This window comes from Microbacterium sp. AG1240 (assembly GCF_003635115.1).
Taxonomy (GTDB): domain Bacteria; phylum Actinomycetota; class Actinomycetes; order Actinomycetales; family Microbacteriaceae; genus Microbacterium.
Genome location: NZ_RBXJ01000001.1, coordinates 925,119 through 943,489 on the forward strand (window position 1 = coordinate 925,119; position 18,371 = coordinate 943,489).

An 18,371-nucleotide genomic window follows, 5' to 3' on the forward strand; every position below is an offset into this window, starting at 1 on the left:
GATTTGCCAACGCAAAGGACGTGACTGTGAATCCTGATCTTCTCGTCGTCGGCTCCGGCTTCTTCGGTCTCACGATCGCGGAGCGGGCTGCGGCATCCGGTCGAAAGGTGACCGTGATCGACCGCCGGCACCATGTCGGTGGGAACGCCTATTCCGAAGCCGAACCGACCACCGGGATCGAGGTGCACCGGTACGGTGCGCACCTGTTCCACACGTCGAATCCGACGGTGTGGGAGTACGTCAACAGATTCACCGACTTCACGAGCTACGTGCACCGCGTCTACACGAACCACAAGAACGTCGTGTTCCCGCTGCCGATCAGCCTCGGCACGATCAACCAGTTCTTCAACGCGGCATATTCGCCCAGTGAGGCGCGCGCGCTCGTTGCGGAGCAGGCGGGGGAGTTCGACCCCAGAGCTGCCCAGAACCTGGAGCAACGGGGTATCGGTCTCATCGGTCGCCCTCTGTATGAGGCGTTCATCCGCGACTACACGGCCAAGCAGTGGCAGACCGACCCCAAGGACCTGCCCGCCGAGGTCATCTCGCGTCTCCCGGTGCGATACACGTACGACAACCGGTACTTCAACGACACGTGGGAGGGTCTCCCCGTCGACGGCTACACGGCGTGGCTGGAGCGCATGGCCGACCACCCGAACATCGATGTCAAGCTCAATGTGGACTTCTTCGACGAGTCTCAGCCGTTGAACAAGCGAGCGACTGTCGGGCAGCTCCCGATCGTCTACACGGGCCCCGTCGACCGTTACTTCGACTACACGGCGGGGGAGCTCAACTGGCGAACCCTCGATTTCGAGGAAGAGGTGCTGCCGGTCGGCGACTTCCAGGGAACGAGCGTGATGAACTACGCCGATGCCGACGTGCCCTACACGCGAATCCACGAGTTCAAGCACTTCCACCCGGAGCGGGCCGATCGCTACCCGACGGACAAGACCGTCATCATGAAGGAGTTCTCGCGTTTCGCTACTCGCGAGGACGAGCCGTACTACCCGGTCAACACTCCCGAAGACCGCACCGGTGTGCTCGCCTACCGTGAACTCACCCAGGGGGAGAAGGACGTCCACTTCGGCGGGCGCCTCGGCACCTATCAGTACCTCGACATGCACATGGCGATCGGATCTGCGCTGTCGATGTGGAACAACACGCTGGCGTGAAGCCAGGGAGAGCATCGATGGACAACGCAGAGAACTACGTCACCGTCAATCGCGTCGTGTTCCCCACTGAAGGGGTCGCGGAGGTCTCGGCGCTCTACGTCGATACGGGGGCGGGCGACGGATCGCAGCCGGGCGCCGACTACGAGATCAATGGGCGACGATCCATCACGGTGTACGCCCACCGCCGCATCTCGCTGAGCACCTATTTCAACGCGTTCCCCGCGAGCTATTGGCAGCGCTGGACGAGCGTCCGGTCCGTTCGGCTGGTCGTGACGCTCCGCGGTCAGGGTCTCCTCTCCGTGTACAAGTCGAGTGCGCGCGGTCGAGCCTCCGCCGTGGCGTCGCAGCAGTTCGACGACGAGACCGTGTCGTTCGAGCTCCCGGTGCTCTCGTTCGTCGACGGCGGGAACTACTGGTTCGACATCGCGTGCGCGCAGTCCGAGGCGACTCTCGAGAGTGCCGAGTGGCAGGTGGCTGCCCCCGAGGCGAAGGCACCCGGCACGGTTTCGGTGGGCATCACGACGTACAACCGCCCCTCGTACTGCCTCAACCAGCTCCTCACGATCGGTGCCGACACCGACATCGCCAGCGTCCTCGACACGGTGTACGTGATCGATCAGGGCACCGATCTCGTCGAGGATCAGCCGCGTTTCGGCGAGGCCGCCGAGCAGCTCGGCGAACATCTCTCGGTGCTGCGGCAGGCCAACCTGGGCGGGTCCGGCGGGTTCTCGCGTGCGATGCTCGAAACGCTGACGGAGGGCCGCAGCGACTACGTCCTCCTCCTCGACGATGACGCGATCTCCGAGCCCGAAGCGATCATGAGGGCGGTGCGCTTCGCCGACTTCGCGACGGTGCCGACGATCGTCGGAGGGGGGATGCTCCACCTCGACGAGCGGTCCGTCCTCTACACCCAGGGTGAGGTCTGGGATACCCGCAAGTCGTGGATGTCGGCCTCGGGCGAGAGCGAATACGACCACGACTTCGCCGAAGACACCCTTCGTGAGACACCGGAGCTCCACCGTCGCCTCGCGGCCGACTTCAACGGCTGGTGGATGTGCCTGATTCCGACGCATATCCTCCGTGACATCGGTCTCTCGCTACCCGTGTTTCTGAAGTTCGACGACATCGAGTACTCGCTGAGAGCAGCGCAGAGCGGCTACCCGACGGTGTGTCTTCCCGGCGTCGCCGTCTGGCACATGGCCTGGCACGACAAGGACCCGACGAGGACGTGGGAGGAGTACTTCATCCACCGCAACCGCGTCATCACCGGCCTCCTCCGCTCACCGGTCCCGCGCGGCGGCTACCTGCCGCTGCATTCGTTCCTCGGCGACGTCAAGCTCCTGTTCATGCTGCAGTACTCGACCGTGCGGCTGCGTCACCAGGCTCTGCGCGACGCGTTCGCCGGCCCGGATGCGCTGCCGGGCTGGCTCGCGACCAAGCAGGGCGACGCGAGACGTCTTCGCGCCGATTTCGTGGATGCCACCGTCGTCGAGGACTTCTCGACCCTGCCGCCCGTCCGCCGTTCGTCACGCGTGATGCTGGGCGCCGTCCGCCGCCCGACCAACCCCGTCGCGGCGGTCGTCCTCGCCCTGCGCGTGGCGGTGAGGCAGCTCTTCATCCGCGAATCGGAGGGCAGCCATCGCAACCCGGAGCGCATCATCGCTGCGCCTGACATCACCTGGTGGCGGTTCGCCGACATCGACTCCGCCCTCGTCACCTCGCCGGACGGAGTGGGCGTCGCCTGGTACCAGCGCGACCGTTCCGCGATGCGACGGTTCCTCTTCGACAGCGTGCGCCTGAACATGCGATTGGCCCGTCGATGGGCGCGTCTGGCCGACGAGTACGGTCGGGAGGCGCCGAAGATCACGTCTCCCGAGCAGTGGCGGTCGATCTTCGCAGGAGACGTGACCACCACAAAGTGAGGCACGGGCGCCTGCGGCGGCCGCGAGTCGCGGCAGGCTAGCCTCTTCCGAGGCGGAACGCCGCCTTCGGAGTAGAGGGATCGAGCATGGCGACACCGGCCGTCGAAGCGCCGTCGAGCGAGCCCGCTGAGCGCACCCGGGCGTTCCGCACCGATATCCAGTCGCTTCGCGCCCTCGCCATCGCGGCGGTCGTGCTCAACCACCTCTGGCCACTGCGCTTCACCGGCGGTTACGTCGGGGTCGATGTCTTCTTCGTGATCTCCGGCTTCCTCATCACCGGGCACCTCCTCGCGGAGATCGGCCGCACGGGTCGCGTGCGCCTCGGCCGGTTCTACGCCCGCCGCGTCCGCCGTCTCCTCCCGGCAGCCCTCCTGGTGCTCGCGGCGGCCGCCGCGCTCGCGTATGTCTTCCTGCCGTACCCGCGGTGGGAGCGCAACGCGGCCGAGATCGCCGCGGCGGCGCTCTACGTCGAGAACTGGGTGCTCACGGGCTTCTCCGTGAACTACTCGGCAGCGAACGAGGCGGCCAGCACGGTGCAGCACTATTGGTCGCTGTCCGTGGAGGAGCAGTTCTACGTCATCTGGCCCGTGCTGCTGCTGGCGCTCGCCGGGTGGGGTGTCCGCCGCGCGGCCGACCGCCGTCGCCGGGCGCTCCTGCTCATCTCCGTGGTCGCGGTCGCGTCCTTCGCGGCGAGCGTCATCTACACGCAGCTGGCGCCGAGCGCGGCCTACTTCGTCACCTTCACCAGAATGTGGGAGTTCGCGCTGGGCGGGCTGGTCGCGGTCTTGGCTTCGCGCATCCGGCTGCCTCGAAGAGCGGCGGATCTGCTGTCGCTCCTGGGGTTCACCGGGATCGTGCTCTCGGTCTTCCTCTTCGGGCCCGAGACTCCGTTCCCGGGATGGACGGCACTCCTCCCCGTGCTCTCGACCGTTGCCGTGATCGTGGCGGGGACGGGCCACGATCGGCTCGTCCATTCCGCGGTGACGGGCGCGAGGCCCGTGCAGTGGGTGGGCGACGTCTCGTACTCGCTCTACCTCTGGCACTGGCCCCTCATCGTCGTGGCGCCGTTCGTGCTCGCGGGCCCCCTGTCGACGGTGTCGAAGATCGGCGTGCTCGTCATCTCGCTGTTGCTCGCCTGGGTGACGCACCGTCTCGTCGAACGACCCGCCCAGCGGTGGCGGTGGTGGTCGACGTCGACCCGCCGGGCCTTCGCCGGGATGGCGGTGGGGATGATCGTTGTCCTCACGGCGGCGGGCTCGTTGCACGCCGCCTACGCCCAGCAGAGTTCGTACGATCTGCCCGACGGCCCGCTCCGGGCGGGAGCGTGCGTCGGACCGGCGGCGATCGCGGATGCGGCGTCCTGCCCCGATGCGTTCGGACCTCCGGAGTCGGCCGTCATCACCGGCGCGCACGTCTACTGGTGGGCGCCCGAGGTCTGCCGGCCTCTCGACCGGATGGTCTACGACGACCGCGCGACGACGACGCTGTGCGACTTCTCGCGCGGGGGGAGCGACGCCACAGACGTATGGCTCGTCGGCGATTCGCACGCCGAGCAGTGGCAAGGCCCCCTCCTCGACATCGCCGAGAAGCGAGGATGGCGTCTGACGATCAGCCACTTCGGCGGCTGTCCGGCCGCGGACGTGCCCTTCGCGGGGTTCCGTACGCTCTGGGGTCCGCCGGAGGTCGCGGTCTGCCGCACCTGGTCGAGGGATGTGTCGGCGGCGGTCGTGGAGAGTCGCCCCGATCTGGTCTTCACCTCCATGGCGGGCCGCTTCGAGCTGCTCGAGGGCGATCTTCCACCCGAACTCGCTCAGGAACGGTTCGCCGACGGCCTCGTCGCGGATTGGGACGCCTGGGCCGACGCGGGGTCGCGCGTGTTCGCCATCGTCGATCCGCCGCTCAACGGCGACGTCCGCGATCCCGATTGCGTTCTGCTCAATCCGCAGCATCCGCTCGAGTGCGCTCGGCCCCGCGCGGTCGCACTGCCTCCGGGCGATCCGCTTCCGCTGGCCGTCGAGAAAGCGGGCAGGCCGGAGGTACGCCTCATCGACCTCACGGACGCGTTCTGCGACGACCGGTCGTGCTTCGCCGTGATCGGTGGGGAACCGGTGTATTACGACGCCGACCACGTGAGCCGGCGGTACTCGCGCATGCTGGCCGACCGGTTCGAGAGCGCCGTCGATAGCGCCCCCGGCACCTGACGGGCGGTCAGGCGGGGGACTCGACGGCGTCGGCGAGAGGAGGCATCGGCCGCCACGACCGATCGCTTGCGATCTTCCGCCCGTCGCGCAGACCTCGCGCCAGATGGCTCGTGCCGCGGATCGTTCTCTCGACCAGCACGAGTCGGATCAGCTCCTTGGCGAGCGTGAGCGCGGTGCCGGCGGCGAACGGCAGGGGTTTGTACGCGCCGTGCGCTCGGTAGTACTGCTTCAAGTAGGCCCGGTTGCGCATGATGTAGTACCGGTAGGCGTTGCTCGACGCGTTCATGTGCCGCACGCCGAAGTCGTGCTGCTTGATCTCGCGGGTGCGGCGCAGTACGAAGTCGTCGACGATGACCGACGTCGTCACTCGGGACGCGAGCCAGCCGTACATCTGGTCGTCCCAGTAGATGAAGAACCGGGGGTCGGGCAGTCCGATCTCGCGCACGATGTCGCGGTGGATGAACATCCCCTCGAAGCATCCGGAGTTCATCTCCTTGAACCCGGATGCGTCGAACCCCGCGGGTGCGAACGGGATGGGGATCGCCATCGACTCCGCGACGCGGTACTGCCAGTAGAAGGCACTGCCGTCGTAGTCGTAACGCCGGCCCTGGATGCTGCGGAAGCGGGGTGTCCATCTGCCCATGCGGGCGAGGCCGTCGGGGATGACCTCCACGTCGTCGTCCATCAGCCACATCCACTCGGATCCCAGCTCGTAGGCGACGCGCATGCCTTCGCTGAAGCCGCCCGACCCGCCGGTGTTCGTGTCGAGGCGGCGGTAGACGAGCTCGGTGCCCACCTGCTCGCGCAGCGCCTCGATGACCTCCGTCGTGTCGTCGGTGGAGGCGTTGTCGATGACGACGACGTGACCGGGTTTGGGATCCATCCGCCCGATGCTCTCGAGAAGCCGGGTGAGCAGGTGCGACCGGTTGTAGGTGACGATCGCGATGGTCGCGGACGACGGATCGAACGCTTCGGACTCGGGCACGGATGAGCGGGAGGAGGCGTTCATATCGTGCTCGATCCTAACCGAGGCACCTCAGGAGACCTGGCCGGGCGCCTCTCCGCGTTCGATCGCCATGCTCTGCTCGGCGGGCCCGACCCCGATGAGGGGCGCCTGCTTGATCTTCGCGCCGAGCAGCACGAGCAGCATCCATCCCCACAGCAGGAGCACGCCGGGTTCGGCGACGCCTTCGACGAGAAGGAGCGCGGCGAGGAGCGTCGGGAGGAGCGAAAGGGGGGAGTAGGGGCGGTCGGCGCGCAGGTCGAAGCGGGGGCGATCGATCGCGAAGAACCAGGCGCGCCAGATGAAGGCGAGCAGCGTGAGAGCCAGGAGCACCACCCCGACCGGGCCGAGGTGAGCGAAGACCTGGGCCCACGCACCCTCCGCTCGGGCGAGTTCGGCACCGAAGGCGATCCAGACGACGGCGCCGCCGGCGAGGCCCGCCGTGGCGTACAGGAGGTAGTAGCGGGTGCGCTCGCCGGGGTGGGTTGCGGTGCGCATGAGGAGCACGGTCGTGAGGACGAGGGTCACGCCGGCGACGGCGAGGAGCGAGACGGTCGAGCCCGAGCGGACGAGGATGAACGCCGCGATCACGATCCAGGCGAGCAGAACGGGGCGCCGCGGAGCCCGGGCTGCGAAGCGGATGACGAACACGGTCATGGCGAGCACCATGAGCGCCCCGAGCACGCCGGGGTCGCCGACGAGACCCTCGAGAGGACTGGCTCCGAAGAAGTCGCCGCTGGACCAGAACGTGGCGGGGTCGGAGTCGGCCGAGGCGACGACGAATCCCGGCAGGAGCGGACCGCCCACGAAGACGCCGACCGCCAGCTCGAAGACGATCGAGAGGCCGATCAGCCACTTCAGCGCGGAGGCGATGGTGCGCACGACATCGCGCCAGGTGAGGGCGGCGGCGATGAACATCGCGTGCACGGCGGCGGCGGCCAGCAGCATCCACACCACCGCTGCCTCCACCGGCCGGGGGCTCCAGATCATCGGCACCGCGGCCCAGAGGAGGAAGGCGAGCGCGACCCATGGAAGCCGACGCCACTGGAGCGGGGGTCGGATGGTCACCCACAGCACGATCGTGACGACGACCGTCGCCGCCACGAGCACGCCCGTACCGACCGGGCCGAGGGCGAAGACCCAGCCCGATCCGATGAGGGCGGCGACGATGACGAAGACGCACCACCCGCGCAGCAGGAGGTGGCCGGTCGTCTCGCGCGCCGGTGCCTCCGGGGGAGCGGACGCGGGATGCTTCGTCGAGATCGCCATCGTGCCTTCCAGGGTAGTGCGGCAGCGACCTTACGCTAGATGGATGTGCAGTCGTCTCCCCCTCACCTCGCTGCGAGCGGGATGAGTCGGGCGAGCTCCGCATCGGGAGCGTCTTCCGGGCTCCGGAGCACGATGGCGACCGCGTCTGCGTCCGCCGTGCGCAGAGCCGACATCGACGGCCTTCGAGCGTTCGCGATCGCCCTCGTCGTCATCTACCACGTCTGGGTCGGGCGGGTCTCGGGCGGCGTCGACGTCTTCCTGATGGTCTCGGCGTACTTCCTGACGTCGTCATTCCTCCGCCGCGCCGCCAGCGTCGATGCGCCGTATCTCGGCCGGTTCTGGTTGCGCAGGTTCGCCCGCTTGATCCCCGCCGCCGCTGTCACGGTACTCGGGGTGCTGCTGCTCGCCGCGGCGGTGTTCCCCACGTCGTCGTGGAACACGATCTGGTCGCAATCGTTCGCGTCGCTCTTCTACGCGCAGAACTGGCAGTTGTCGGCGGAGTCGGTGGACTACTACGCACGCACCGAGACCTTCCCCTCGCCGCTCCTGCACTTCTGGTCGCTGTCCATCCAGGGCCAGGTCTTCCTCCTCTGGCCGGTGCTCATCGCGGGTGGGCTCTGGGTGGCCCGCCGTCTGCGGCTCAACCCGCGACGCGTGCTGCTGATCGTCTTCGGTGCGGTCTTCGCCGCATCCTTCATCCGCTCGATCGTCTACACCAGCGCCGATCAGCAGCTGGCGTACTTCGACACGTGGTCGCGGCTCTGGGAGTTCGCCCTCGGGTCGTTGCTCGCGATCATCGCGCCGTCGTTGCGCATCCGCGCCCGCTTCGGTGCGATCCTGGCGTGGGTCGGCATCGCCGGGGTGCTGCTGTGCGGGATCGTCCTGGACGTCGAGTCGGGGTTCCCCGGCGCAGCGGCGCTCTGGCCCACGCTGAGCGCAGCCTTCCTGATCCTGGCGGGACAGGCCGAGACGACGAGCGCTCCTGTCCGGTTCCTCGGTTCGACCTGGATGGTCCGGCTGGGGACCATCGCCTACAGCCTCTACCTGGTCCACTGGCCCGTGTTGGTGGCGTACCTCGTCATCACCGATTCGGCCTCGGTCTCTTTCATCGGCGGCCTCCTGGTCGTCGCCGTGTCGCTGACGCTGGCCATCACCCTCAACCGCCTCGTGGAGCGTCGGACCGAGAAGGCGTCGTCGGTATCTCTGCGCAGAAGCGTCGGCGTCACCGTCGGGTGGCTGCTCATCGTGCTCGTGCCCCTCACGGGGTGGCAGGCCGCCGACCGCATCCGGTCGGCGATGGCCGACCCGCAGGCGAACCCCGGTGCCTCGGTCCTCCTTCCGCGCAACGCCGCGAACGTGATCGCCGACGCCGACATCGTCCCGGTCGGCACCGCTGTGGATACGGACTGGGTGGACTTCGACTCGAGGTGCACGCAGGACAGGGTGCCCCGCGATCGTTCGCTGGCTGCGACCTGCCTCGAGACCCTGAGCGCGGAAAGTGCTGCGCGCACCGCTCTCATCATCGGCGACTCCCACGCGCAGCAGTGGTCGGGGGCGTTGTTGCCGATCCTGCAGGACGAGGGCTGGAACGTCGTTGCGCTCCTCAAAGGCGGGTGCTTCTTCGCCCCGGGTGAGGCCGCCCAGGTCGACGCCGAGTGCGAGGACTGGGAACGGGCGGCGGCGTCCTACGCCGAGGATTCCCCCGCGGATCTCGTGGTCCTGATCGGCAGCCGAGCCGTCGCGGAGTCGCCGGAGGAGCGGCTGCCGCTCGGCATCGAGGAGCGAGTGGATCAGATCGTCGCTTCCGGATCCGATGTCCTCCTCATCCGGGACAATCCGCGGTACGAGACGAACATGTACCGCTGCGTCGAGGACAACGGGCGAGAGGCCGCCGAGTGCACCCGCGCTCGGGCCGACGTCTCGGCCGAGATCAATCCCGCCGCGGAGCTGGGTTCTCGCGAGGGCGTCCATGCCGTGGATCTCCTCGACTTCCTGTGCCCCGAGGGGACGTGCTACGCGGTCATCGGCAACGTGGCGGTGTACCTGGATCAGAGTCACCTCTCCGCCACGTACGCGGCGAGCCTCACACCGGCGATGCGCGACGCCCTCGCGTCGATCCCCGGCATCCCCCTCGGGTAGCGGGGTCCCTTTCCGAGACGCGATGGGGTCTTCCGCGCCGCCTCTACGATGGGAGCGTGCTGACCCGGATCTCGAACACGCCGCGCGACTACGCCTGGGGCTCCACCACCCTGATCGCCGAACTGGAGGGGCGCTCCCCGAGCGGCCGACCCGAGGCCGAGGTGTGGTTCGGCGATCACCCCGGCTCGCCCTCCGAGGTGCACGACGGCACCGGCCGCACGCTCGACGACTGGCTCCCCGCGGAGGCCGCCGCCGACGACGGGGCGGCGAGGCTGCCGTACCTGCTCAAACTGCTCGCGGCCGGCGCGCCGCTGTCGATCCAGGTGCATCCGTCGAAGGCGCAGGCCGAGGCCGGGTTCGCCCGGGAAGAGGCCGCGGGCGTTCCGCGCGAGGCCGGCGAGAGGAACTATCGCGACGACAATCACAAACCCGAGGTCATCGTCGCGCTGAGCGACCCGTTCGTCGCCCTGGCAGGACTGCGCGACCTCGAGGCGACGCGGCGTCTGGTCGACGGCCTCGGAGCCGACGCGGCGACGCTGCGCGCGCATCTCGAGGGAACGGATGCGGGGGAGGCCCTGCGTTCGACGATCGGGTGGCTGCTCGGCGGCGACGCGCAGGTCGACGTCGATCGCATCATCGGCGCCGCCGCGTCGGCGTCGTCGGACGAGTTCGCGGCCGAGCTCGCGCTGTCGGCCCGACTCGCCGAGGCCTACCCCGGCGACCCCGGTGTGGTCGTCGCGCTGCTGATGAACCTCGTGTCGCTGCGACCGGGGGAGGCCGTCTTCGTTCCCGCCGGCGTCCTCCACGCGTACGTCGCGGGGCTGGGGGTCGAGCTCATGGCCGCGAGCGACAATGTTCTGCGGGGCGGACTGACACCGAAGCACATCGACGTCGCTGAGCTGCTCTCCCTGGTGGATGCTGCGCCCTCCCCGCCGCCGAGGCTCGCGCCGGTCGCGCTCGAAGCCGGTGCGGAGCTCTTCGACGCGGGTGTGCCCGACTTCGCGCTGCTGCACGTCGAGGCGACCGCCGCACCGATCCACGCCGCGCTGCGGGGCACCGCCATCGCGCTCGCGACGCGCGGCACGGTTCGCGTGACGGGTGCTTCGGGGGAGAGCATCGAGCTCTCACCGGGTCAGGCGGTTCTCGCGACGGTCGACGAGGCCCCGCTGGCGGTCGTGGGCTTGGGGGAGCTCTTCATTGCCATGCCCGGCGAGGTCTGACCTGCCGATTCAGCCCGCGACACGCCGACGAATCCGCGTAAAGGTTCAATGCGCGCTTGAGGCTTTAGTATCCGCGACTTGATTTCCGCGAATAACACCGGTGTAATTATGAGCGCGTGACCGACACGCGGGGGATCGCGAAGGGGACGAAATGGCGTCAGATTACCGTTCCGGTGCACCCGAGAACTGGTTCGTCGATCCGGTGCAGCTGGGTGTCCCCGGTGTCCGCCGCGAGGCCGACGTCGAAGACAACGCGCTCGCCTGGCAGACCGATGCGCTCTGCTCGCAGACCGACCCCGAAGCGTTCTTCCCCGAGAAGGGCGGCTCGACCCGAGACGCCAAGCGCGTCTGCACGACCTGCGACGTCCGCACGGAATGCCTCGAGTACGCGTTGCAGAACGACGAGCGCTTCGGCATCTGGGGCGGCCTCAGCGAGCGCGAGCGACGCAAGCTCAAGCGTCGCGCCAGCTGATCGTCGATACCGATCGCTTCGGCGCGTGCGGCTCGCCCTCGTCGCGCCGCCGTTTAGGCTGATCGCGCCATGCCCGCGCGAGTTCATGCCATTCTCGTCGTGCGTCCCGAGGGACGTACGCCCGCTGCGCCGCACCTGAAGCGCACGATCGATGCCCTCCGGGCGCAGACCCAGCCGGTCGACGCCCTCACGATCGTGCTCTGCGGTGGCGACGCCGCACTGACCGAGATCGCCGCCGCCTCCGGCGCCGAGGGTGTCATCACCGCCCCGCACTCGACGGGCTTCGCCGCGGCGACCGCCCTCGCGACGCCACGGCTGACGGGCGACGCCGTCTGGCTGCTCGCTCAGGACACCGCGCCCGAGCCCCAGGCGCTGACGCGGTTGGCGGGTGCCCTGGAACTCGCACCGTCGCTGGCGATGGTCGCCCCCAAGCTCGTGCGCTGGGACGACCGCACCGAGATCGTGTCGCTGGGTGTGAGCATGAGCGGCCTCGGCCGCGCCGTCGAACTGGCCGCCGACGAACTCGACCAGGGCCAGCACGACGCCGCGGCGGACGTGCTCGGTTCCGACATCCGCGGCGTGCTCGTGCGACGCGAGGACTGGCGGGCGCTCGGCGGCCTCGACCCCGCGCTGGCGGGCGCCGACGAGGGTCTCGACCTCGGAGTGCGCGCGAGACTCGCCGGCGACCTCGTCACCGTCGTCCCCAGCGCGCGGGTCGCCGTCGCCGGAGACGGTGTCGCCTCCCTCCCCGACGGCCACCGTGCCTCGCGTCGCGCGTTCGCGGTGCGCACGGCCGAGCTCCACCGCCGCCTGAGCTACGCCCCGGGGTTCGCGGTGCCGCTGCACTGGCTGTCGCTGCTCCCCCTCGCGATCTGGCGCACGATCATGCACCTGGTATCGAAGGAACCGGGGCGCGTCTGGCCGGAGTGGCTGGCGACGCTGCGCGTTCTGGTGCGTCTGGATCACGTCGCTCGTGCGCGCGGGCGGATCCGTGCCGTGCGCCGCGTCGGCTGGCCGCGTCTGGCCTCGCTCCGCGTGAGCCGCACGCAGCTGCGGCTTCGGCTCGACGGCGACGCCGAGCCCACAGCGCCCGTGCGCTCCGACCTCCGCTTCTTCACCGGCGGCGCGGCCTGGGTGGTGCTCGGGGCGATCCTCGTGTCGGTCGCCGCTTTCCCCACGCTTCTGGCGTGGCCGGCTCTCGGGGGCGGCGCGCTCGCCCCGATGCAGGACACCGTCGCGCGCCTCTGGGCCGACGCGGGCTTCGGCCAGCGCTCCACCGGACTCGCCGAGATCGGCCCGGCCGACCCCTTCTCGGCCGTCATCGCGCTCCTGGGCACCCTGTGGCCCTTCGAGCCCGCGCGCGCGATGGTGCTCCTCTGGCTCGCGGCTCTGCCCCTCGCTGTGCTCGGCGCGTGGTTCGCGAGCACCCGCGTGACCGAACGCTCCTCGCTCCGGCTCACCGCGGCCGTCGCGTGGGCGCTCGCCCCGACGTTCCTCGCGGCGCTCTCCGAGGGTCGCGCGGCGGGCGTGATCGTGCACCTGCTCCTCCCGTGGCTCTTCTACACCGCGAGCGTGGCGCATCGCTCGTGGGCCGCCGCGGGCGCAGCATCCCTGCTCCTGGTCGCCGTGATCGCGTGCTCGCCGTCGCTGGCTCCGGCGTTCGTGCTGCTGTGGTCGGCGACCCTGCTTCTCGTCGCCCTCGTCAAGCGCGGTCGCGGACTCGGCCAGATCGTCTGGCTCTTCGTGCCCTCGGTGGTCGCCTTCGCGCCGCTGGTCTGGCATCAGGTGCGCGTCGGCAACCCGTGGGCTCTGCTGGCCGACCCGGGTGTGCCCTACGCGGGCGCCACGGTGGGAGCCGACGCGATCGGACGCTTCCTGCTCGCGACGGGGTTCCCGCTGTCCGACCCGGGTGGTTGGTCATCGCTGCTCGCGGGCGCTCCGACATGGTGGGTGCCGCTGCTCGCCGCCCCGATCGCCGTGCTCGCCCTGCTCGCGGTGCTGACCCCGCGATGGGTCAGCGGCGCGGCGCTGCTCGTCATCGCCGGCACGGGGCTTGCGACGGCGTTCGCCGCGATCGGGGTGGCGGTGTCGTTCGTCGACGCCACGGCCGTCGCGATCTGGCCTGGTGCGGCTCTCAGCCTGGCGTGGCTCGGCGCGATCGGTGCCGCCATGGTCACCCTCGATGCGGGTGTGGTGAACCGCATGCGCGTGGTCCGTCCGATCGCCGCGGTGCTCGCCCTGGCGGCGCTGGCGGTCGCTGCGGTTCCGGTGCTCACGCTCTCGTTCCGCAACGAGCTGGCGCTGACCAACGGGCCCGCCTCGACCCTGCCGGCCTACGTCGCCGCCGAGGGCCGCGACGACGCTCGGCTGGGCACGCTCGTGCTCGACCCCGACGACACCGGTCTTCACGTGCGCGTGGTGTGGGGCGGCAGCGAGACCCTGGGCGGCCAGAGCACCGTCGTCTCGACGCGCGACTCCGTCGACGCGTCGGACCGGGACGTGGCCGATCTCGCTGCGAGCCTCGTCACGTCGTCGGCGGGCGACGCCGTCTCAGACCTGGCCGAGCGCGGGATCGCCTTCGTGCTGCTCACTCCGGGTGATCCGGCCACGGCCGACGCGGCCGCGACCCTGCAGCTGTCGGCATCGACCGCGCTCGATCAGCTCGGCGGGCTCGACACCGTCGGCGACACCTCTCGCGGCACGCTGTGGCGCGTGACCGAGGCGGTCGCTCCGCGCGCCGAACCCTCGCGGATGACGCGGGATACGGCGCTCCTGATCGCCGGCGTGCAGATCGGTGTCGTCGTCATCGCCCTGCTGCTCGCCATCCCCACGACCGCCAGCCGAGGAACGGCACGCCGATCTCCGCGCATCGTCGGGCCTACTCCCGGGGAGACCCGATGACCGATTCACGCGCACGCCGCTGGGCCACCACGAGCGCACGTCTCGTCGTGGGAACGGGTATCGCCGCGGCCGCCGTCGTGGCGGTCGGGGCCGGGATCGCCGCCCCCTGGCCGAGTCTGTCGGCCGAGCCGGTCAGCGTCTCGGCGACCCCGACGCCCTCGGCCGCCACGGTCGTCTGCGACGGTCCGGTCCTCGCTCTGGGCCGCACCGTCGAAGACTCGTCGGCGATCAGCATCGCCGCGGGGCAGTCCGTCGTGTCGGGGCCGTCGACCACCGCCGCGGAGCCGGTGACCGTCACCGGGCCCGCAGGAGCCGAACCCGTCGCGCTCTCGGCCGATCCGTCGGGGGGAGTGCGGGCGGAGCTGGCGGCGTCGGGCTCGGCGTCGCTCGCCGACGCCGACCTCGCCGGATTCGCCGCCTCCTCGTGCACGACCCCGCTGATGGAGTCGTGGCTCGTGGGCGGAGCGACCACCACCGGTTCGAACGATCTGATCGTCGTGTCGAACCCGGGCGACGTCGCAGCGACCGTGCAGCTCACCGTCTACGGCGTCGACGGTCCGCGGCTGCCTCCGGGGGGCAGCAACCGCGTGGTCGCCGCCGGATCGCAGGTGGTGATCCCGCTGGCGGGCCTCCTCCTCGGCGAGGAGAGCCCGGTGGTGCGGGTCACCTCGAGCGGTGCGCCCGTGCGCGCGTCGCTCCAGGCGAGCCTGGCCCGGGCGCTGACGCCCGGCGGCGTCGACCAGGTCGGCGCGCTCGCCGCCGCCTCGCCCCGTCAGGTGATGCCGGGCGTATCGGTGGTGTCCGAGCCCGACGGCGCGAACTCGGCGACCATCGTTCGCCTGCTCGCGCCGGTGGGCGACGCGGAGGCGACGGTCACCATCGCGTCGGTCGACGGTTCCGCGGCTGCGCGCACCTCGACGGTGCCCCTGACGGCAGGACTGCCCTCCTCGCTCGCCTACGACGATCTCGAGCCCGGGCGCTACACGGTCACGGTCGACGCATCCGTGCCCGTCGTCGCCGGAACCTTCCAGGCGACCGGTTTCGGCGAGGGCGACGACTTCGCCTGGTACACGTCGGCCCCCGAGATCTCCACCGCGAGCGTCTTCGCCGTGCCCGACGGCCCCGATGCCACCCTCACGATCGCGAACGCGGGAGCCGAGGCCGCGACCGTCGCCCTGGTCGACACCACCGTCGGCGGCTCCACCACCCTCTCCGTCGCGGCCGGCGGTTCGACCACCGCCCCCGTCTCACCCGGCAGCGTCTACCGGATCGAGCCCTCCGCGCAGGTCTACGCCGGTGTCGACTTCTCGTCGGAGAGCGCGATCGGCGCGTTCGTCGTGTGGGCATCGGATGCTGCGGCTCCGCCGCTGACCGTGTACCCCTGAGCCGACGCACCCGCCGTCATCGGTGACATCGGTCGAGATCGGTGCGGGTGAGCGCTCGCGCGCACCGCTTCGGGCCGATCCGACCGACGGGGGCGAGCCTCAGAAGAAGCGGAAGCGCTCGGGGCCGAGGTCCCACGGGTCGCGGTCGAGGTACTCCGCGGCGGCACGGAAGACGCATCCCTCGATCACCATCCGACGGTGCAGCTCGTCGTCGCGGTGCAGGTGACTGAGCCGCTCGATCGGCACGCGGAAGAGGATGATGCGCTTCTCCTCGCGCAGCACCCGCCACCGGGGGATGCCGGCGTCCTCGACGAGCGGCGGCATGATGCCGATCTCGAACGAGACGTCGCGCAGTTCGTCCCACGCCGACCGGAGGAACTCCGCCGCCGTACCGACGGTGAGCTCGAAGCGCTCCGCGCGCGTGTCGAGCGGCGGGAGCGGCGGACGCACCACCGGGCTGCGGTTCTCCCGCCCGTGGCGACCGTGACGAGACGCGCGCGGTGCCGCGGCCTCTCGAACCCGTCGCCACGCCATGCGGCCCATCCTACGCGGCGGCGGCCCGGCGTTCGGCGGTGCGCGGGGTGGCGTCGCGGTCGCGGGGGAGGCCCGGACTACGCTCGGGACAATGCGCGAGAGACTGTGTTCCAAGGTGGCGTGCGCCCGCGAGGCCGTGTCGACGTTGACGTACGACTACGGCGATCAGATGGCCGCGATCGGACCACTGGGGCGCGCCGACGACCCTCACGCACACGATCTCTGCGCGATCCATACCGAGCGCCTCTCCGTGCCGCGCGGGTGGATCGTCGTGCGGCACGAGACCCTCCAGGTCTGACCCCGGCTCGACGACTCAGCGCAGCGTGTCGCCCGTGCCCGCGAGCAGTGCGTCCACCCGAGTGTTCTGACCGTTCAGCGCGCGCCACTCGCGATCGCGGCGCACCGCCGCCACGCCCCGCAGCAGCGTCTCCGCGTCGACCGGCGGGACCGGGGCGACATGCGGACGCACCTCGGCGGCGAGGGACGCGGCGAGCCGGGCGCGGGGTGCGGGCTGCAGATCGGACGCCTGCCGAACGAACTGGGCGATGCGCGAGGAGAGCCGGTCGGGGAGCCGGTCGACATCGGCCGTGCGCGCCCAGTCGACGAGCGCATCGGGAACCCCGGGAGCGGGCGCCGGAAGACGCGTCGTGCGCGTGCGCTCGGAATACGTGCCGGCCAGCAGATCGCCGATCCGTTGTGCGCGGGGCGTGAAGGCGCCGACGAGAGCGGCGGCCGAGCCGACGGTGAGCCAGATCTCGAGCACTCCGGCCAGGGACCGCAGCAGCGCGTGGCGGAACCCCGCCGCCCCTCCGTCGGCGCGGACGATCCGGCCGCCCACGGCCAGCTTCCCCAGGCTCCGCCCACGGGTGACGGTCTCGACGGTCGTCGGCAGCACGACGGCGACCAGCACCAGCACGACGATGACGACGATCGGCAGCACCTCCGCGCTCAGCGCCCCGGCGTCGATCAGGGCGAAGGTCGCGAGCGCGAGCAGCACGAGCACCACGATCGAGACGACCATGTCGATCAGGAGGCCGACCCCGCGGAGGAAGAAGCCCACGGGCTGCACGTCGAGGGCGACGGCCTCGCCGGTGAGGGTCTCCTCCTGAGGGATCCGTACCGGGGCGGGCGCCTGCGTCATGGATACAGTTAACCAGTGGACCTCGATGCCCTGACCGCCGCACGACGTGAGGAGTGGGCGCGCCTGGACGAACTCGGTCGCCGCCGTCGTCTCAGCGGCGCCGACGTCGACGAGCTGGTCACGCGCTACCGCGCAGCATCCGCCGATCTGGCCGACATCAAGACCTCGGCGGGCCGCACCCCGCAGGGCGATCACGTCTCGACCCTGCTCGCCCGCACGCGACTGCGGCTGACCGGTGCGCGCGAGAACGTGCTGCGCCAGGTTCCGCGATTCTTCCTGCGTCAATTGCCCGCGGCGCTGTATCGCGTGCGATGGACGACCCTGGCCGTCGCGGTGGCCTTCCTCGTGGTGGCGAGCCTCGTCGGATCATGGATCTCGTCGGATGCGGCGGCCCTCGCCTCGCTGGGTGAGCAGGCCGATCTGCAGGCCTACGCCGACGACCAGTTCACCGGGTACTACACCGAGAACCCCGCGGCGGTGTTCGCCGGCACGGTGTGGACGAACAACGCCTGGATCGCCGCCCAGTGCGTGATCTTCGGCATCACCGGCTTCTGGCCCGTCATGGTGGTCATGCAGAACGCCGTGGGCGTCGGTCAGGCCGCCGCCATCATGTTCGCCTTCGGCCGGGGCGACATCTTCTTCCAGTTCATCCTCCCGCACGGGCTGCTCGAGCTCACGGCCATCTTCGTCGCGGCCGCTGCGGGGCTGGGCATCTTCTGGGCGTGGATCGCGCCGGGTCGTCGATCGCGCGGCGAGGCTCTCGCCGCGGCGGGGCGATCGCTCGGCACGATCGCGGTGGGCCTGGTGTTCGTCCTGGCGCTGTCGGGTCTGGTCGAGGGGTTCGTCACTCCGCAGGCGTGGCCGTGGCAGATCAAGCTCACGATCGGCGCGGGTGCGCTCGCGGTGTTCCTCGTCTACATGCTCGTGCTCGGCCGCCGCGCCGCCGAGGAGGGGGAGTCGGGCGATCTCACCGAGTACGAGGCGGGCACGCCCCGTCTCGTCGCCGGCTGACACG

14 protein-coding genes are annotated in these 18,371 nt (G+C 70.4%); 10 read left to right on the top strand and 4 right to left on the bottom strand.

The window, feature by feature from the left end; translation table 11 throughout:
- The first annotated feature begins 26 nt into the window (after nt 1-26).
- The 3 genes from glf (at nt 27) to DEU34_RS04260 (ending at nt 5,292) form a co-directional block, all read left to right on the top strand.
- Nucleotides 27-1,169 carry a UDP-galactopyranose mutase gene (gene glf, locus DEU34_RS04250; protein WP_121148958.1) on the top strand — a complete coding sequence of 381 codons (1,143 nt, stop codon included), beginning with the start codon at nt 27-29 and terminating at the stop codon, nt 1,167-1,169.
- A gap of 17 nt (nt 1,170-1,186) precedes the next feature.
- Nucleotides 1,187-3,091: a glycosyltransferase gene (locus DEU34_RS04255; RefSeq protein WP_121148959.1), complete on the top strand. Its 1,905-nt coding sequence runs from the start codon at nt 1,187-1,189 to the stop codon at nt 3,089-3,091.
- An 86-nt stretch (nt 3,092-3,177) separates the two neighbouring features.
- On the top strand, nt 3,178-5,292 hold the full coding sequence (locus DEU34_RS04260) for an acyltransferase family protein (RefSeq protein ID WP_121148960.1): 2,115 nt from the start codon (nt 3,178-3,180) through the stop codon (nt 5,290-5,292).
- A 7-nt stretch (nt 5,293-5,299) separates the two neighbouring features.
- Here DEU34_RS04260 and DEU34_RS04265 read toward each other — a convergent pair whose 3' ends face one another.
- Together DEU34_RS04265 and DEU34_RS04270 are read right to left on the bottom strand one after the other, a co-directional pair.
- A complete protein-coding gene (locus DEU34_RS04265; protein ID WP_121148961.1) occupies nt 5,300-6,301 on the bottom strand; it encodes a glycosyltransferase family 2 protein in 1,002 nt (333 codons plus the stop codon).
- Between the two features lie 27 nt (nt 6,302-6,328).
- The gene (locus DEU34_RS04270; protein ID WP_121148962.1) at nt 6,329-7,564 is read right to left on the bottom strand and encodes an O-antigen ligase family protein; all 1,236 of its coding nucleotides are present in this window, start codon (nt 7,562-7,564) and stop codon (nt 6,329-6,331) included.
- A gap of 132 nt (nt 7,565-7,696) precedes the next feature.
- Here DEU34_RS04270 and DEU34_RS04275 point away from each other — a divergent pair, with 132 nt between their 5' ends.
- The 5 genes from DEU34_RS04275 to DEU34_RS04295 all read left to right on the top strand — a co-directional run bounded on the left by DEU34_RS04275 (nt 7,697) and on the right by DEU34_RS04295 (nt 15,681).
- The gene (locus DEU34_RS04275; RefSeq protein WP_183042354.1) at nt 7,697-9,703 is read left to right on the top strand and encodes an acyltransferase family protein; all 2,007 of its coding nucleotides are present in this window, start codon (nt 7,697-7,699) and stop codon (nt 9,701-9,703) included.
- A gap of 56 nt (nt 9,704-9,759) precedes the next feature.
- Nucleotides 9,760-10,923, top strand: a complete 1,164-nt coding sequence (manA, locus tag DEU34_RS04280; RefSeq protein WP_121148964.1) for a mannose-6-phosphate isomerase, class I — start codon at nt 9,760-9,762, stop codon at nt 10,921-10,923.
- Nucleotides 10,924-11,074: 151 nt separating this feature from the next.
- Complete coding sequence (locus DEU34_RS04285) at nt 11,075-11,395, top strand: WhiB family transcriptional regulator (protein ID WP_116646056.1); 321 nt, start codon at nt 11,075-11,077, stop codon at nt 11,393-11,395.
- 69 nt (nt 11,396-11,464) lie between these two features.
- Nucleotides 11,465-14,296 (top strand): glycosyltransferase, encoded by a 2,832-nt coding sequence (locus DEU34_RS04290; protein ID WP_121148965.1) that lies wholly within the window; start codon nt 11,465-11,467, stop codon nt 14,294-14,296.
- On the top strand, nt 14,293-15,681 hold the full coding sequence (locus DEU34_RS04295; RefSeq protein ID WP_121148966.1) for a DUF5719 family protein: 1,389 nt from the start codon (nt 14,293-14,295) through the stop codon (nt 15,679-15,681). Before DEU34_RS04290 ends, DEU34_RS04295 begins: the two co-directional genes overlap by 4 nt.
- 99 nt (nt 15,682-15,780) lie before the next feature.
- Here the strand turns inward: DEU34_RS04295 and DEU34_RS04300 are convergent, their stop codons facing one another.
- Entirely contained in the window at nt 15,781-16,215 is a 435-nt protein-coding gene (locus tag DEU34_RS04300; protein ID WP_183042355.1) for a metallopeptidase family protein, read from the bottom strand.
- A 91-nt stretch (nt 16,216-16,306) separates the two neighbouring features.
- Here DEU34_RS04300 and DEU34_RS04305 point away from each other — a divergent pair, with 91 nt between their 5' ends.
- The gene (locus DEU34_RS04305; protein WP_116646754.1) at nt 16,307-16,513 is read left to right on the top strand and encodes a DUF3499 family protein; all 207 of its coding nucleotides are present in this window, start codon (nt 16,307-16,309) and stop codon (nt 16,511-16,513) included.
- A 15-nt stretch (nt 16,514-16,528) separates the two neighbouring features.
- Here the strand turns inward: DEU34_RS04305 and DEU34_RS04310 are convergent, their stop codons facing one another.
- Nucleotides 16,529-17,356: an RDD family protein gene (locus tag DEU34_RS04310; protein WP_121148967.1), complete on the bottom strand. Its 828-nt coding sequence runs from the start codon at nt 17,354-17,356 to the stop codon at nt 16,529-16,531.
- A gap of 15 nt (nt 17,357-17,371) precedes the next feature.
- Here DEU34_RS04310 and DEU34_RS04315 point away from each other — a divergent pair, with 15 nt between their 5' ends.
- Nucleotides 17,372-18,367 carry a stage II sporulation protein M gene (locus DEU34_RS04315; protein WP_121148968.1) on the top strand — a complete coding sequence of 332 codons (996 nt, stop codon included), beginning with the start codon at nt 17,372-17,374 and terminating at the stop codon, nt 18,365-18,367.
- Nucleotides 18,368-18,371: the final 4 nt, after the last annotated feature.

Bases quoted from the DNA above. Each gene is read 5' to 3' on its own strand.
- DEU34_RS04285 (WP_116646056.1), top strand. From the start codon at position 11,075: ATGGCGTCAGATTACCGTTCCGGTGCACCCGAGAACTGGTTCGTCGAT.
- DEU34_RS04265 (WP_121148961.1), bottom strand. From the start codon at position 6,301: ATGAACGCCTCCTCCCGCTCATCCGTGCCCGAGTCCGAAGCGTTCGAT.
- DEU34_RS04260 (WP_121148960.1), top strand. From the start codon at position 3,178: ATGGCGACACCGGCCGTCGAAGCGCCGTCGAGCGAGCCCGCTGAGCGC.
- DEU34_RS04300 (WP_183042355.1), bottom strand. From the start codon at position 16,215: ATGGCGTGGCGACGGGTTCGAGAGGCCGCGGCACCGCGCGCGTCTCGT.
- DEU34_RS04295 (WP_121148966.1), top strand. From the start codon at position 14,293: ATGACCGATTCACGCGCACGCCGCTGGGCCACCACGAGCGCACGTCTC.
- DEU34_RS04310 (WP_121148967.1), bottom strand. From the start codon at position 17,356: ATGACGCAGGCGCCCGCCCCGGTACGGATCCCTCAGGAGGAGACCCTC.
- DEU34_RS04270 (WP_121148962.1), bottom strand. From the start codon at position 7,564: ATGGCGATCTCGACGAAGCATCCCGCGTCCGCTCCCCCGGAGGCACCG.
- DEU34_RS04305 (WP_116646754.1), top strand. From the start codon at position 16,307: ATGCGCGAGAGACTGTGTTCCAAGGTGGCGTGCGCCCGCGAGGCCGTG.
- DEU34_RS04275 (WP_183042354.1), top strand. From the start codon at position 7,697: ATGGCGACCGCGTCTGCGTCCGCCGTGCGCAGAGCCGACATCGACGGC.
- DEU34_RS04290 (WP_121148965.1), top strand. From the start codon at position 11,465: ATGCCCGCGCGAGTTCATGCCATTCTCGTCGTGCGTCCCGAGGGACGT.
- DEU34_RS04255 (WP_121148959.1), top strand. From the start codon at position 1,187: ATGGACAACGCAGAGAACTACGTCACCGTCAATCGCGTCGTGTTCCCC.